Annotated in this window: 14 protein-coding genes; 7 read left to right on the top strand and 7 right to left on the bottom strand. The window is 71.8% G+C overall.

Going from position 1 to position 14,200, the window contains the following annotated elements:
* Positions 1 to 40: 40 nt before the first annotated feature.
* Positions 41 to 1,273, top strand: a complete 1,233-nt coding sequence (locus tag G6553_RS04730) for a hypothetical protein (protein ID WP_166189609.1) — start codon at positions 41 to 43, stop codon at positions 1,271 to 1,273.
* Between the two features lie 228 nt (positions 1,274 to 1,501).
* Here the strand turns inward: G6553_RS04730 and rplI are convergent, their stop codons facing one another.
* The 4 genes from rplI to rpsF form a co-directional block, all read right to left on the bottom strand.
* The gene (gene rplI / locus G6553_RS04725; protein WP_166189607.1) at positions 1,502 to 1,948 is read right to left on the bottom strand and encodes a 50S ribosomal protein L9; all 447 of its coding nucleotides are present in this window, start codon (positions 1,946 to 1,948) and stop codon (positions 1,502 to 1,504) included.
* A gap of 14 nt (positions 1,949 to 1,962) precedes the next feature.
* Complete coding sequence (rpsR, locus tag G6553_RS04720; protein ID WP_154612378.1) at positions 1,963 to 2,199, bottom strand: 30S ribosomal protein S18; 237 nt, start codon at positions 2,197 to 2,199, stop codon at positions 1,963 to 1,965.
* A gap of 134 nt (positions 2,200 to 2,333) precedes the next feature.
* Positions 2,334 to 2,951 (bottom strand): single-stranded DNA-binding protein, encoded by a 618-nt coding sequence (locus tag G6553_RS04715; protein ID WP_166189605.1) that lies wholly within the window; start codon positions 2,949 to 2,951, stop codon positions 2,334 to 2,336.
* A gap of 134 nt (positions 2,952 to 3,085) precedes the next feature.
* The gene (rpsF, locus tag G6553_RS04710; RefSeq protein WP_166189603.1) at positions 3,086 to 3,376 is read right to left on the bottom strand and encodes a 30S ribosomal protein S6; all 291 of its coding nucleotides are present in this window, start codon (positions 3,374 to 3,376) and stop codon (positions 3,086 to 3,088) included.
* Positions 3,377 to 3,580: 204 nt separating this feature from the next.
* Here rpsF and G6553_RS04705 point away from each other — a divergent pair, with 204 nt between their 5' ends.
* Genes G6553_RS04705 through G6553_RS04695 form a run of 3 tightly spaced genes read left to right on the top strand, consistent with a single transcriptional unit; the run spans position 3,581 to position 6,622 of the window.
* Complete coding sequence (locus G6553_RS04705) at positions 3,581 to 4,393, top strand: deoxyribonuclease IV (RefSeq protein WP_166189601.1); 813 nt, start codon at positions 3,581 to 3,583, stop codon at positions 4,391 to 4,393.
* A 32-nt stretch (positions 4,394 to 4,425) separates the two neighbouring features.
* Positions 4,426 to 5,553, top strand: coding sequence for a peptidoglycan bridge formation glycyltransferase FemA/FemB family protein (locus tag G6553_RS04700; protein ID WP_347565495.1), 1,128 nt, complete (start codon positions 4,426 to 4,428; stop codon positions 5,551 to 5,553).
* 13 nt (positions 5,554 to 5,566) lie between these two features.
* The gene (locus G6553_RS04695) at positions 5,567 to 6,622 is read left to right on the top strand and encodes an alanine racemase (protein WP_166189600.1); all 1,056 of its coding nucleotides are present in this window, start codon (positions 5,567 to 5,569) and stop codon (positions 6,620 to 6,622) included.
* Here the strand turns inward: G6553_RS04695 and G6553_RS04690 are convergent.
* The gene (locus G6553_RS04690; RefSeq protein ID WP_347565494.1) at positions 6,619 to 8,064 is read right to left on the bottom strand and encodes a glycosyltransferase 87 family protein; all 1,446 of its coding nucleotides are present in this window, start codon (positions 8,062 to 8,064) and stop codon (positions 6,619 to 6,621) included. The genes G6553_RS04695 and G6553_RS04690 overlap by 4 nt on opposite strands.
* 7 nt (positions 8,065 to 8,071) lie before the next feature.
* Positions 8,072 to 10,486, bottom strand: a complete 2,415-nt coding sequence (locus G6553_RS04685) for a transglycosylase domain-containing protein (RefSeq protein ID WP_242679988.1) — start codon at positions 10,484 to 10,486, stop codon at positions 8,072 to 8,074.
* 71 nt (positions 10,487 to 10,557) lie between these two features.
* Between G6553_RS04685 and G6553_RS04680 the strand changes: the two genes are divergently transcribed.
* The 3 genes from G6553_RS04680 (at position 10,558) to G6553_RS04670 (ending at position 13,486) form a co-directional block, all read left to right on the top strand.
* Positions 10,558 to 11,151 carry a PadR family transcriptional regulator gene (locus tag G6553_RS04680; RefSeq protein WP_166189598.1) on the top strand — a complete coding sequence of 198 codons (594 nt, stop codon included), beginning with the start codon at positions 10,558 to 10,560 and terminating at the stop codon, positions 11,149 to 11,151.
* Positions 11,152 to 11,223: 72 nt separating this feature from the next.
* The gene (locus G6553_RS04675) at positions 11,224 to 12,309 is read left to right on the top strand and encodes an inositol-3-phosphate synthase (protein WP_166189596.1); all 1,086 of its coding nucleotides are present in this window, start codon (positions 11,224 to 11,226) and stop codon (positions 12,307 to 12,309) included.
* Positions 12,310 to 12,568: 259 nt separating this feature from the next.
* Positions 12,569 to 13,486, top strand: coding sequence for a hypothetical protein (locus G6553_RS04670; protein WP_166189595.1), 918 nt, complete (start codon positions 12,569 to 12,571; stop codon positions 13,484 to 13,486).
* 171 nt (positions 13,487 to 13,657) lie between these two features.
* Here the strand turns inward: G6553_RS04670 and G6553_RS04665 are convergent, their stop codons facing one another.
* Positions 13,658 to 14,140, bottom strand: a complete 483-nt coding sequence (locus G6553_RS04665; protein WP_166189593.1) for an SRPBCC family protein — start codon at positions 14,138 to 14,140, stop codon at positions 13,658 to 13,660.
* Positions 14,141 to 14,200: the final 60 nt, after the last annotated feature.

The following is a 14,200-nucleotide window of genomic DNA, read 5'->3' as shown; positions in this document are numbered from 1 at the left end:
CCCCGAGCGTTGTCCTGCACGACAGAGAGAGGGAGCCCCCATGCCCAGAACCCGACGTCTGCGAGGACTCGTCGCCCTGCCGGCGGCCGCGCTGCTCGCGTCGCTCGTGACCATCACCGGACCTGCCGCCGCGCCCGCGGCCGCCGACCCCGGCTGCCTGACCGAGGCGTTCCAGTCGCCCCTGCCGCTGCCGCTCCCGGTCGGCACGCGCTGCGACGACGAGGTGCCGCCGGTGATGGACCCCAACGTCACGGTGACCCCGACTCCCAGGACCGCGCAGAACTGGGTCAGCAGCAAGCAGCTGACCTTCGCCTTCACCGGCCGGTTCACCGACGGTGACACCGACCCGCTCGGCTTCGAGTGCCAGTTCTACGCCACCACCAGCGCGCCGACGAGCTGGACGGCCTGCGGGACCTACGACGAGGCGGCGAAGGTCTGGAAGCAGACCTACACCGACCTCGACGAGACCGACGCCGTGCCGTACACCTTCCGCGTCCGCGCGGTCGACACCGCCGACGCGGCGATCGACGCGACGAGCCGACTCTGCCTGTGCATCCCGGCCAGCACCGACGTCGAGGACGTCTCCGCGCCGGTCACCGTCCAGGCGCGGGTCGACACGATCGTCCCCGCGGGCTCGGCCCGGATCAACGGGCTGGTCGACGAGGAGAACCCCGAGTGGCCGATGGTCACCGACCGCACCGTGCAGGTCGTGCTCGGCGCGGGCGGCAGCCAGGACCGCAGCCCGGTCGACTTCTCGTGCACCCTCAACAGCCGCTCCGTGCCGTGCGCGACCGGCACCACCGACCTGCGGAACCTGCCGCCGGGCGACCAGCGGTTCGAGGCGGTCGCCCGCGACGCCGCCGGCAACGTCGACCCCACGCCGGCGGTCCTGAAGTTCTCGGTGCCGCGCAACCTGAAGGCGACCAGGAAGGCCGGGAAGAAGTCCCCGTGGAAGGTCGTCCGCCAGGGCGGCTACTTCGCCGGCGACTTCCTCCAGACCAGCACGGTCGGCGCCGTCGTGACCGCCCCGGGCAAGAACGTCCGCGAGCTGCGCCTCATCGCGCCGCGCGGGCCGAAGCTCGGCAAGGTCGAGATCAAGATCGGCCAGAGCATCTGGCGCACGGTCGACCTCAAGGGCCCTCGCTACGAGCGGTTCCACGTCTACCAGGTCCGCGACCAGTTCGACCCGCTCGTCAGCGGCCGCATCCAGGTGCGCGCCAAGAAGATCGGTCGCGGCGAGACCGTCCGCATCGACGCCGTCCTCGCGCACTGACCACCGGGTGACGCCTGCCGATCCGCATGCAACGCGCTGTCCAGCCGGCTACCGCGCCGTTCGAACGGCGCGGTAGCTGCACGGACGGCGCGGTAGTCGCACCGACGACGCGGTAGCTCCACGAACGGCGCGTTGCCTGCACCCAGGACGACGACAGGGCCGCCCCTCCCGGAGGAGGGGCGGCCCTGTTCGGTGCTGCGGTGCTGCCGCGAGCGGCAGCGAGGAGGATCAGGCCGGGATGACGTTGAGGGCCACCGTGGCGGACACCTCGTCGTGCAGCCGGACCGAGACCTCGTGGTTGCCGAGCGCGCGGATCGGGTTCTTGATCGCGATCGTGCGCTTGTCGACCTGCTCGCCGGAGGTGGCCGTGAGGGCCTCGGCGATCTCGGCGGTGGTGACGGCGCCGAAGAGGCGGCCGCCGGCACCGGCGCGGACCTTGACGGCCACGCTGTTCGCCTCGAGCTTGGTCTTGATCTCCTCGGCGTGGCCGAGGTCGCGGACCGCGCGGGTGGCGCGGGCGGCCTTGATCGACTCGACGGTCTTCTCGGCGCCGCGCGTCCAACGGATCGCGACACCGCGGGGGACGAGGTAGTTGCGGCCGTAGCCGTCCTTCACCTCGACGACGTCACCGGGGCCACCGAGACCGGTGACCTCCTGGGTCAGGATGAGCTTCATCGTTCCCGCTCCTCTCAGCGACCGGTCGAGGTGTAGGGCAGCAGGGCGACCTCACGGGCGTTCTTGACGGCCGTGGCCACGTCGCGCTGGTGCTGGACGCAGTTGCCGGTCACCCGACGGGCGCGGATCTTGCCGCGGTCCGAGATGAACTTGCGGAGGAGCGTGGTGTCCTTGTAGTCGACACCGGTCGCCTTCTCCTTGCAGAACTGGCAAACCTTCTTCTTGGGCTTGCGCATCACTGCCTTGGCCATTGTGGTGCTTCCTTCCTAGAAGCCCGACCCGGCGCCGCCACGAGGGCGGGCAGGGGCGGAATGGTTGAGGGATGTGCGTGGATGGTGGTGCTGGACCAGCCGGTGGGCCGAGGAGACCCGGAGCCGGGGGTGCGTCAGAACGGGGGCTCGTCGGAGCCCACGCCCGGGGCGCCCCAGGGGTCGTTCGCGGGAGCGCCGCCACCCGAGGGCGCGCCGCCTCCGTAACCGCCGCCCTGGCCGCCACCCGAGGGTGCGCCGCCGCCGTACCCGCCCTGGCCGCCGCCGCCCTGCTGGGGCGCCGGGGTGGCCCATGGGTCGTCCCCGCCGGAGGGAGCGGCACCGCCGCCACCGCCGCCGGAGAACCCGCCACCGCCGCCGCCACCGGAGCGCTGGGCGCGGGTGACCTTGGCCGTGGCGTACTTGAGCGAGGGACCGACCTCTTCGACCTCGATCTCGAAGACGGTCCGCTTCTCGCCCTCACGGGTCTCGTACTGGCGGGACTTCAGGCGGCCCTGCACGACGACACGCATGCCGCGCTGCAGGGACTCGGCGACGTTCTCCGCGGCCTGCCGCCAGACCGAGCAGGAGAGGAACAGCGCGTCGCCGTCCTTCCACTCGTTGGTCTGCCGGTCGAAGGTGCGCGGCGTCGACGCGATCCGGAAGTTGGCCACGGCCGCACCCGAGGGGGTGAAGCGCAGCTCCGGGTCGTCGACGAGGTTGCCGACCACCGTGATGACGGTCTCGCCTGCCATGAGGGTCTCCTTGGCTTCGTGCTGGTCAGAGTCGTGTGTGCGTCCCGCTCATCGTGGCGGCTGCCGCCGACAGCGGGAAGTGGTCGTCCACAGGGACGACGCGGGCTGGCTCCCCGGAACAGGTCCGGGAGGGCTCAGCGAGCGTCGGGGCGGATGACCTTGGTGCGCAGGATGGACTCGTTGAGCGTGAGCTGACGGTCGAACTCCTTGACCGTCGCCGGCTCGGCGTTGATCGAGATCACCGCGTAGATGCCCTCGGCGTTCTTCTTCACCTCGTAGGCGAGGCGACGACGTCCCCACACGTCGACGGACTCGACCGAGCCGCCGTCGTTGCGGATGACGTTGAGGTAGCGGTCGAGCGAGGGCTGCACGGTGCGCTCGTCGAGGCTGGGGTCGAGGATGACCATGACTTCATAGGCACGCAAAGCGTTCTCCACCTCCTGTGGACTTCGGCGGCCACGGTCTCTCCGTGGCAGGAGGGCTTGCGTCCCGCCGGCAGCCGGAGCCGCTCGGCGGGTGTCCACCGCTCCCGGCCCGTCGGTGGGCGGTCACGAGTGGACAGGACAAGGTAGCAGCGCGCGCCGACCGCCCCGAAATCGCTGTCGGTGGACACTCGTAGGGTGGTGGGCATGGCCCAGGACACCTCCGCGACCCTCCCGATCGGCGCCCACGTCGACCAGACCGACCCCGTCGCGGAGGCGCAGGCCCGGCAGGCGCCGCTCGTGCAGTTCTTCCTCGGGGACCCGCAGGACTACAAGGGCCCCCAGGTCCGGTACGCCGGTGGCGCGGCCGCGCTGAAGGAGGCCGCCGAGGCCGCGGGCGTCGACCTCTACGTCCACGCGCCGTACGTCATCAACGTCGCCACCACGAACAACCGCATCCGCATCCCCAGCCGCAAGCTGCTCCAGCAGCACATGGACGGCGCGGCCGAGGTCGGCGCCAAGGGGCTGATCGTGCACGGCGGCCACGTCAACAAGGCCGACGACCCCGAGAAGGGCTTCGACAACTGGCGCAAGGCGGTCGAGGCGACCGACATCAAGGTCCCGCTGCTGATCGAGAACACCGCCGGCGGGGACAACGCGATGGCCCGCTACCTCGACCGGATCGGCCGGGTGTGGGATGCGATCTCCACCGCGGAGGGCTTCGACCAGGTCGGGTTCTGCCTCGACACCTGCCACGCCCACGCCGGCGGCAACGCGCTGGAGACGGTCGTTGACGACGTACGCCGCATCACGGGCCGGATCGACCTGGTCCACTGCAACGACAGCCGCGACGCGTTCGACTCCGGCGCCGACCGGCACGCCAACTTCGGCGCCGGCCAGATCGACCCCGACCTGCTCGCCGGCGTCGTCCGCGACGCCGGCGCGCCGGTGGTCTGCGAGACGCCGGGCGACGCCGAGCAGCACCTCGCCGACTTCGCCTGGCTCCGCGACCGGGTCTGAGCCCCGGTCCCGTGCGAAGTAGCCTCGGCCCCGTGCTGACCGTCCGCGAGATCTCCGAGACCGAGCACCTCGCCTTCGTGCGGGCGCAGCGCTCCGCGTCGTTCCTCCAGACCCCCGCCTGGGGCCGGGTGAAGTCCGAGTGGCGCCGCCAGTCGATCGGGTGGGAGCGCGACGGGCAGCTCGTCGGCGCAGCCCTGGTGCTCTACCGCCAGCTGCCGAAGGTCCGGCGCTACCTCGCCTACCTGCCCGAGGGACCGGTCATCGACTGGGCCGACGAGGACCTCGGCGCCTGGCTCCGTCCGCTGGCCGCGCACGTCAAGGCCCGTGGGGCCTTCGGCGTCCGGATCGGCCCGCCCGTCGTGACCCGCCGCTGGGACGCGGCGACGATCAAGGAGGGCATCGCGAGCGACGACGTACGCCGCCTCGGCGAGCTCGCGCCGACCGAGCGCGACGGCACCGGCGCCCGCGTGGTCACCCAGCTGCGCGAGCTGGGCTGGCGCTCGCAGGCGGTCGCCGGCGGGTTCGCGGCCGGGCAGCCGCAGCACGTCTTCCAGGTGCCGCTCGCCGGCCGGTCGGAGGACGACGTCCTAGCCGGCATGAACCAGCAGTGGCGGCGCAACATCAAGAAGGCCGCCAAGGCCGGCGTCGAGGTGACCTCGACCAGCACCGCCGAGGGGGTCCTCGCCGAGCTCAAGGCCTTCCACGACCTGTACGTCCACACCGCCGAGCGCGACCGGTTCACGCCGCGCCCGCTGTCGTACTTCCGCACCATGGTCGAGGCGCTGGCCGCCGAGGAGCCCGACCGGATCACGCTCCACCTCGCCCGCCACGAGGGCGACCTGGTCGCCGCGACCGTCGCGATCCGCGTCGGCGCGCACGCGTGGTACTCCTACGGCGCCTCGTCGACCGAGAAGCGCGACGTGCGGGGCTCCAACGCGGTCCAGTGGGCGATGATGCGCGCCGCGCTCGCCGCCGGCGCGGACGTCTACGACCTGCGCGGCATCACCGAGACCCTCGATCCCGACGACCCGCACGTCGGGCTCATCCAGTTCAAGGTCGGCACCGGCGGCGAGGCCGTCGAGTACGTCGGTGAGTGGGACCTCCCGCTCAGCAAGCCGCTCTACACGGCCTTCGAGCTCTACATGAAGCGGCGCGGCTGATGGGCACCCGCGCATGAGCCTCGTCCTCCACGTCGACGGCGAGCGGTGGCGCGCCCACCTGCGCTCGGTCGCCGACGCCCAGCCCGGGCTGGTCCCGGTGTGCAAGGGCAACGGCTACGGCTTCACCCTCGGCCGGCTCGCCCGCAAGAGCCAGTGGCTCGGCGTCGACACCCTGGCCGTCGGGACGTACGACGAGCTGCCGCACGTCGCGAGCCGCTTCGACGGCAGCCTGCTCGTGCTCACCCCGTGGCGACCCTTCGGCGCGGCCCTCGAGCTGGACCCGGCGATCGCCGACCGCGTCGTCCACACGGTCAGCCGCCCGCAGGACGTCGACGACCTGCTCTCCCGTCAGCCGGACGCGCGGTTCGTGCTCGAGCGGATGACCAGCATGCAGCGCCACGGCCACACCGCCCGCGAGCTGTGGGCGGCCGCCCGCAGCGTCGCTGCGCACCCGCGCGCCCGGCTCGAGGGCGTCGCGCTGCACCTGCCGCTCGCCCAGGGCTCCCACCTCGGCGAGGTCGACCGGCTGCTCAACGACGTCGTCGCCGCCGAGCTGGAGACCCGCACGATCTGGGTCAGCCACCTCACCGACGCCGAGCTGGCGACCCTCCGCGCGTCGTACGCCGACTACGACATCCGCCCGCGCACCGGCACCGCCCTGTGGCTCGGCGACCGCGGCGCGCTGCGCGTGACCGCGACCGTCCTCGACGTGCACGCGGTCGAGCGCGGCGACTCCTTCGGCTACCGCGGCCGCACCGCGCCGAAGTCCGGCCACCTGCTCGTCGTCAGCGGCGGCACCGCCCACGGCATCGGCCTCGAGGCGCCCACCGGCGACTCCGGCCTGAAGGCACGCGCCGCGACCCTGGCCCGCGGCGGCCTCGACGCGGTCGGCTTCGTCCGCTCGCCGTTCTCCATCGACGGCAAGCAGCGGCTCTTCGCCGAGCCGCCGCACATGCAGGCCTCGATGCTGTTCCTGCCCTCGGGCTCGCGGGTGCCCGAGGTCGGCGACGAGGTCGACGTGCGGGTGCGGTTCACCGCCACCGCCTTCGACCGGGTCCTGGTCGACTAGCCGCCCGCTGGTCGAGCCCGGCCGGCTGCCGCGAGGCGCGGCGGCGGGGCGACGTACCCGCCCTCGCGGACCGGGTCGTGGCCGGGGCGCAGGACGTCGCGGACGACGACGCCGACGAGGTAGAGCTCGCAGGCCATCCGCAGCAGGATCGCCACCCAGTAGAACCCGGCGTCGCCGCCGCCGGCGGGCGCGAGGTACTCACCGAGGTACCACCACACGGCGGCGAAGTAGAGGACCTCGCCGGCCTGCCAGACCAGCTGGTCGCGCCAGCGGGGCCGGGCGAGGACGGCGAGCGGGAGCAGCCACAGGACGTACTGCGGCGAGTAGACCTTGTTGACCAGCAGGAAGCCGGCGACCACGAGGAACGCAAGCTGTGCCAGCCGCGGCGTCTCCGGCGCGCGCAGCCCCAGCACCAGCACGCCCAGGCACCACGCGCCGAAGAACAGCCACGAGACCACGTTGATCGTGTGCGCGCTGATCGCGGTGTCGCTCGCCTGCTGGACGACCAGCCAGATCGAGCCGAGGTCGGCGCCGCGCTCGGAGTTGAACGACCAGAAGACCCGCCACTGCTCCGGTCCCGAGAGGTACGCCGGCAGGTCGGCCACCACCCAGGCGACGGCCGCGGCCGCGGTCGCGGTCGCGAAGTCGCGCACCCGCTTGTCCCGCAGGCAGACGACGAGCACTCCCCCGAGCAGGAACAACGGGTAGAGCTTCGTCGCGGTGCCGAGCCCGATGAGCACGCCGGTCAGGACCGGCCTGTCGCGCGACCACGCCCAGGTCGCGGCGGCGACGAGCACCACGGCGAGCAGGTCCCAGTTCACCAGCGCGGTCAGCGCGAGCGCCGGGGACGCGGCGTACATCATCGCGTCCCAGGGGCGTCGCCGGTGCGTGCGGCTGAGGAACCACGCGGTCAGCAGCGCGACGGCACCGAGGCCGACCGCGTTGACGACGACGTACCACCGGACCTCCGACTGCACCTCGGGCCGGCCGAAGAGCGAGTCCGCGGGCGCCGCGGCGCGTTCGGCGAGGTCGGGGACGCCGAGGTGGTCGGCGACCTGGGCGACCCAGGCGGTGCCCCAGGCCCAGTAGGAGATGCCGACGGGGTACTCCATGACCTCGTAGCGGTCGCGGACCTGCTCGTCGTCGGTGTAGGGCCACGCCCGCTCGGCCATCCCGCGCCCGGTGTAGAGGTAGGGCAGGTCGGAGTAGCACATGTGGGAGTAGCGCTGCTGCCCGTCGCCCCACGTGTCCTCGAAGCAGCTCTGCTTCTGCACCATCCCGAGCGCGAAGCAGACCGCCGTCACCAGCAGCACGACCCGCACCGGCGTCCACCACCGGTGGCCGGCGCCCCGGCGGCCCATCGGACCGCCGACGCCCTCGCTCAGCGCGCGGGCGACGGGGTCCTCGTGCGTCGGGTGGACGTGCCCCTGGCGCGGGCTCACCGGCCGGTCAGTCCCGGCCGCGTGGCGCGGCGGCCCGGGAGGCGCCGGCCGTCCGCGTGGGCCCGGTGCCCGGCGTGGCCGAGCCGCTCGGCTCCTGCGACGGGGGCGGCGTGCTCGGGCCCGACGTCGACGACGGCTCGCAGCCGAGGATGTCGCAGGTCGGCGACGGCTGCTGCGTGGGCGTCGGCTCCTGGGTCGGCGACGGCTGCTGGGTGGGCGTCGGCTCCTCGGACTCGATGTCGCTGCTGGGCTGCTGGCTCGGCGGCGGCTTGCGGGTCGGGGACGGCGGCGGCGGGACGTACGGCGCGTGCCCGTCGGTGGGCGCGTCGCCGTCGACGTAGGCCGGCTCGGGGAACTCCTCGACCGGCAGCCCGTCCATCAGCGTCTGCATGGCGTTGGTCCACGTGCGCGCGGGGTAGGACCCGCCGAAGTACTCCGGCAGCCAGCCCATCAGCTGCTCGTTGCCCTTGCCCCGGACGTACATGACGGCGGTGGCCATCTGCGGGGTGTAGCCGGCGTACCAGGCCGAGGAGACCTCGTCGCGGCCGTTCGTGGCCGTGCCGGTCTTGCCCGCCGACGGGCGGCCGAGCTCGAGGGCCGCCGTGCCGGAACCACCGGTGACGTTCTGCTGGAGGGCGTAGGAGACGTCCGCGGCGATGTCGGCGTCGAGCACCCGCTTCGGCTCGGAGCCCTCCTTGGCGTGGTCGTAGCGGGTCTCGCCGCCGCGGTCGACGACCTTCTCGATGATGAACGGCTCGGCGTACACGCCCTCGTTGGCGATCGTCGCGTAGCCGCTGGCCATGTTGATCGGGCTGACCGTCGCGCTGCCGAGAGCCACCGTCGCGACCGGCTCGAGGCCGGGGGAGGTGCTGGGGAAGCCGGCTTCGTTGCGGTTGTCGCCGGCCGGGATGCCCATGGCGTCCATCATCTTCACGACCTTCTCCGGGCCGTCGTCCATGGCCATGGTCATGTCGACGAACGCGGAGTTCGCGGACTTCTGGGTCGCGTAGACCATGTTGATCGCCGAGCCGTAGCTGGCGTCGCCCTGGTTGGTGACCTCGATGCCGCCCGGCAGCTCGTAGGGGGAGTTGCCGTCGAAGGTGTCCCGGAGCGAGAAGCCGTCCTTGATGGCCGCCGCCAGCGCGAACGCCTTCAGCGTCGAGCCGGCCTGGCCTCCGGAGACGGCCCAGTTGATCTGGGACTGCAGGTAGTCCTGGCCGCCGTAGAACCCGCGGACCGCGCCGGTGCCGGGCTCGACGCTGGCGACGCCGACGTGCAGCTCCTTGTCCTTGAAGCCCTCGGGGCGCTCCTCGACGACCGCCTGCTTGGCCGCGGCCATCGCCTTCGGGGTGAACGTCGTGGTGACCCGCAGGCCGCCGCCGTCGATCTCCCCCTCGTCGAAGCCGAGCCGGGTGAGCTCCTTGCGGACCATCGTGAGCATGTGGCCCTTCTGGTCGCCGTAGGTGCTGCCCGCCTCGATGACGGGGAACGCCGGCAGCCGGCGCTTGGCCCTCTCCGCCTGGTCCTCGGTGATCATGTCGAGGTCGGCCATCCGGTTCAGCGTGTACTGGTAGCGACCGAGGAGGCCCTCCCGTGCGTCCTCGCCGTTGGCCGGGTCGAACCGGCTGGGATTGTTCAGCACGCTGGCCAGCACCGCGCTCTGCCGCAGGTCGAGGTTCTTGGCCGGGCGGTCGAAGAACGCGCGGGCGGCCGCCTCGACGCCGTACGCGCCGCGACCGAAGTAGATGGTGTTGAGGTAGCCCTCGAGGATCCGCGACTTGCTCTGCTGGCGCTGGACCTTGAGCGAGAGGATCGCTTCCTTGATCTTGCGCTGGTAGCTCTGCTCCTGGGAGAGGTAGAGGACCTTGACGTACTGCTGGGTGATCGTCGACGCGCCCTGGCGGTCGTTGCCCGAGGCGTTGTTGAACGCCGCGCGGACGATGCCGACGGGGTCGATGCCGCTGTCGGTCCAGAACGAGTCGTTCTCCGCGGCCACCACCGCGTCCTTGAGCTCCTGCGGCATCTGGTCGAGGTCGATCGACACGCGGTTCTGCGTCGCGAAGCGACCCAGCTCGGTCTTGCCGTCGTCGAAGTAGACGAACGTCGTCTGGGTCTCGAAGTCCTCGTTCGGGTCCGGGATGTCGATCGTCTGGTAGAGCACGACGAACGCCGCGCCCAGCAGCAGCGCGCCGACGAGGCCGAGCGCGAGGAACCAGCGGGCGACCCGCCAGACCTTCTGCTTGCGGGTGCGCGCCGGCTTCGGCGCCTTCTTGACCGCGGGGCCGGCGGCCCGACGCTTCGCTTCTCTCACGCTGGTGCTTCTCCTGTCGGCGTACGACGGCTCGGCGCTGACCTCGCACCGGGCCGGGCGGACCGTGCCGGACGGGGCCGCGCCGCAGGACAGGGTACGCATCCGGGCCATCGGGAGACCCCTGCGCAGGTCCGATAGGTCGGGTGTTCGCAACCCACGGATATATCGCTACGATACGTCGCATGTCACGACGTGGGGAGACCATCGAGCTGGCGGTCCTCGGACTGCTGCACGAGGGACCCATGCACGGCTACGAGCTGCGCAAGCGGCTGAACCTCATGCTCGGGTGGGGACGGGTCCTGTCGTACGGCTCGCTCTACCCGACGCTGAAGAAGATGCTGCGCGGCAACCTCATCGAGGAGTCCACCAGCAGCACGGTCACCACCAGCCGCCGGCCCCGGATCGTCTACCAGGTCACCGAGGCCGGGACCCGCGAGTTCGAGCGCCTCATGTCCGAGGTGGGCCCGGCCGCGTGGGAGGACGACAACTTCGACATCCGGTTCGCGTTCTTCGGTCGCACCGACATGGAGATCCGGCTGCGCGTGCTCGAGGGCCGCCGCATCCGCCTCCAGGAGCGGCTCGACCGCGTCCAGCGCGAGCTGCGGATGACCGAGAAGGAGGTCGACCGCTACGCGGCCGAGCTCCAACGGCACGGGGTGGAGTCGGTCGAGCGCGAGGTCCGGTGGCTCTCGGACCTCATCAACGCCGAGCGCGGGCTCAGCGCCGGCCAGCCGATGGTCCCGCCCCCGGACAGCAGCACCGCACCACAGACCTAGCAGCAGAACCAGCAGCAGATCCAGCAAGCGCAGCGCACACAGACTCCGTACAGGTTCAGGAAGGAAGACCCGATGGGTTCGGTTCGAGTAGCGATCGTGGGGGTGGGCAACTGCGCCACCTCCCTCGTGCAGGGTGTGGAGTACTACCGAGACGCGGACCCCTCCGGCTCCGTGCCCGGCCTGATGCACGTGGCGTTCGGCGACTACCACGTCAAGGACGTGGAGTTCGTCGCGGCGTTCGACGTCGACGACAAGAAGGTCGGCAAGGACCTGTCCGAGGCGATCAACGCCTCGGAGAACAACACGATCAAGATCTGCGACGTCCCGACGCTCGGCGTCGAGGTGCAGCGCGGCCCGACGCTCGACGGCCTCGGCAAGTACTACCGCGAGACGATCGAGGAGTCCGGCGCCGAGCCGGTCGACGTCGTCCAGGCGCTCAAGGACGCCGAGGTCGACGTGATGGTGTCCTACCTCCCGGTGGGCTCCGAGGAGGCCGACAAGTTCTACGCCCAGTGCGCGATCGACGCCGGCGTGGCCTTCGTGAACGCGCTCCCCGTCTTCATCGCCTCCGACCCCGAGTGGGCCAAGAAGTTCGAGGACGCCGGCGTCCCGATCGTCGGTGACGACATCAAGTCCCAGGTCGGCGCCACCATCACCCACCGCGTGATGGCGAAGCTGTTCGAGGACCGCGGCGTGACGCTGGACCGCACCTACCAGCTCAACGTCGGCGGCAACATGGACTTCAAGAACATGCTCGAGCGCGAGCGCCTGGAGTCCAAGAAGGTCTCCAAGACCCAGGCCGTCACCTCGAACCTCACCGGCTCGCTGTCGGGCAAGGTCCACGACAAGAACGTCCACATCGGTCCCTCGGACTACGTCGCCTGGCTCGACGACCGCAAGTGGGCCTACGTCCGCCTCGAGGGCCGCGCGTTCGGCGACGTCCCGCTCAACCTGGAGTACAAGCTCGAGGTCTGGGACTCCCCGAACTCCGCCGGCATCATCATCGACGCGATCCGCGCCGCGAAGATCGCCAAGGACCGCGGCATCGGCGGCCCGATCATCTCCGCGTCGTCGTACCTCATGAAGTCCCCGCCGGTGCAGCTCCCCGACGAGGAGGGCCGCCGCCGCGTCGAGGCCTTCATCGCCGGCGAGGAGTGACCTCCCGCTCGGCCTGAACCACCCGCACCACCTGCCACGGCCCGCCCGGTCCTCCGGGCGGGCCGTGTGCCGTTCGCGGGGTGTCGCCCGCTCGGGGCTGGTCGACGATCGTTCAATTGCGCCGAATTGTCGCGGGTCGCTCCTCCGAAGGCGTCACAACCGTTCAATTGCGCGGAAGTAGCGCCGTTCCTCCACAGGGACGGCGCTCGCCTGTGGAGAGACCCGCACCGGTCGCCGTCGTCGAGGCAGGGTCGACGTCATGGACGAACGACGACCCTTCACCCGGGCCGACGCGGTGCGCGCCGGGGTGAGCGACCGGGTGCTGCGGACCTCCCGCTACCGGCGGATCTTCCGCGGCGTCTACATCCGCGCCGAGGTCGCCCCGTCCGAGCGTGAGCGGATGGAGGGCGCGCTGGCGCTCCACCCAGAGGGAGCGTGGCTGAGCCACCGGACGGCGGCCGCCTGGTGCGGCGTCGCGGTGCCCGAGTCCCCGCTAATCCACGTCAGCGTCCTCCGCGCCGAGGACCGCCGCTGGCAGCCCGGCCTCAAGCCCCACGTCGCGCCGCCGGCCACGCGCACGCGCGTCTGGCGCGGCCTGCCCGTGTCCGAGCCCGTGCGCCTGTTCGTCGAGCTGGCATCCATGCTGGACCTGGTCGACCTCGTGGTGGCCGGGGACAGCATGCTGCGCGTCTTCGGCATCACGGCCGCCGACCTGCGCGCCGGACTCGAGCGGACCACGGACTACTGGTCGCCAGCCGCGCGCCACGCCGCCACCTTCGTCCGCGACCGGGTCAGGTCGGCCATGGAGACACGTCTGCGGCTGCTGATCGTCCTTGCCGGCCTGCCCGAGCCCGAGGTCAACCTCGAGATCCGCTCGGCCGACGGTGACGTGCTGGTCGAGTTCGACCTCGCCTACCGGCACCACCGGCTGGCCGTGGAGTACGACGGGACGCACCACCGGGTCGACACGCCGACCTGGCGGCGGGACCTGCGTCGGAGCGAGCTCGTGGACGCACTCGACTGGCACGTCGTCCATGTCACCGCGAACGACATCTACGGCACGCCGGCGCAGACCATCGATCGGATCCGCGCGGCCGCCTCGCGCTGCGGGCTCCGGCTGCCGCTGCCTCGGCCGGGGTGGGAGCTGCACTTCCCGGGCCGCGCCCAGGCCGGCTGAGCCGGGCCTGGGCCGGGCATGGGCCGGGCCGCCGGTCGGCGTCGACAACCGCGCAATTGCGCGGTTTCAGCGCCTGGACGGCCCTAGAACCGTACAAATCCGCGCAATTGAACGATCGTCGACGCCCGGACCGCAGCCGCACGCCCGGACCGCAGCCGCACGCCCAGACGATCAGCGCGCGGCGGCGAGCGACTCGGCGGCGGCCTTGATCTTGCCGAGGGTCTCGGCCATGCCGGCGCGGAGCTCGTCGGTGAAGGTGTCGACGCCGCCGAGAGCGACGCGGGTCAGGAGCAGGGAGACGGCCGAGATGCCCTCGGAGGTCTCGCGACGGTTGGTGAGCCGGGTGCCGCCGTCGGCGGTGGGCTCGAGCGTGAAGGACCAGGTGGTGCGGTTCTCGTACACGCGGAAGGCGAAGCGCACGTGCGGGTCGAACGACGTCACCTTGGCGGTGGTGGGCCACACGAGCGGCCCGCGGGAGTTGAGGTTGAGGAATGTCGTGCCCTGCTGCACCGGGCGGCCGCGGACGAAGGTGCGCAGGACCTGCGGGCTCCACTCGCGCGCCCGGGCCGGGTCGGCGACGAGCGACCAGACCGTAGCGGGCGGAGCGGCGACCTCCACGGTCGCCTCGAGGTCGGTGGGGAGAGAGCCGGTCATGGCCGCACCCTAGTGGGGCGGCGCAGCCCCGCGCGGCGTACGACGTCCACGCTCGACTGC

Source organism: Nocardioides sp. IC4_145, from assembly GCF_011250565.1.
In the GTDB taxonomy this organism is placed as follows: Bacteria; Actinomycetota; Actinomycetes; order Propionibacteriales; family Nocardioidaceae; genus Nocardioides.
The sequence above is the reverse complement of the archived record's forward strand: the minus strand, read 5'-3'. Positions and strand labels throughout refer to the sequence as shown.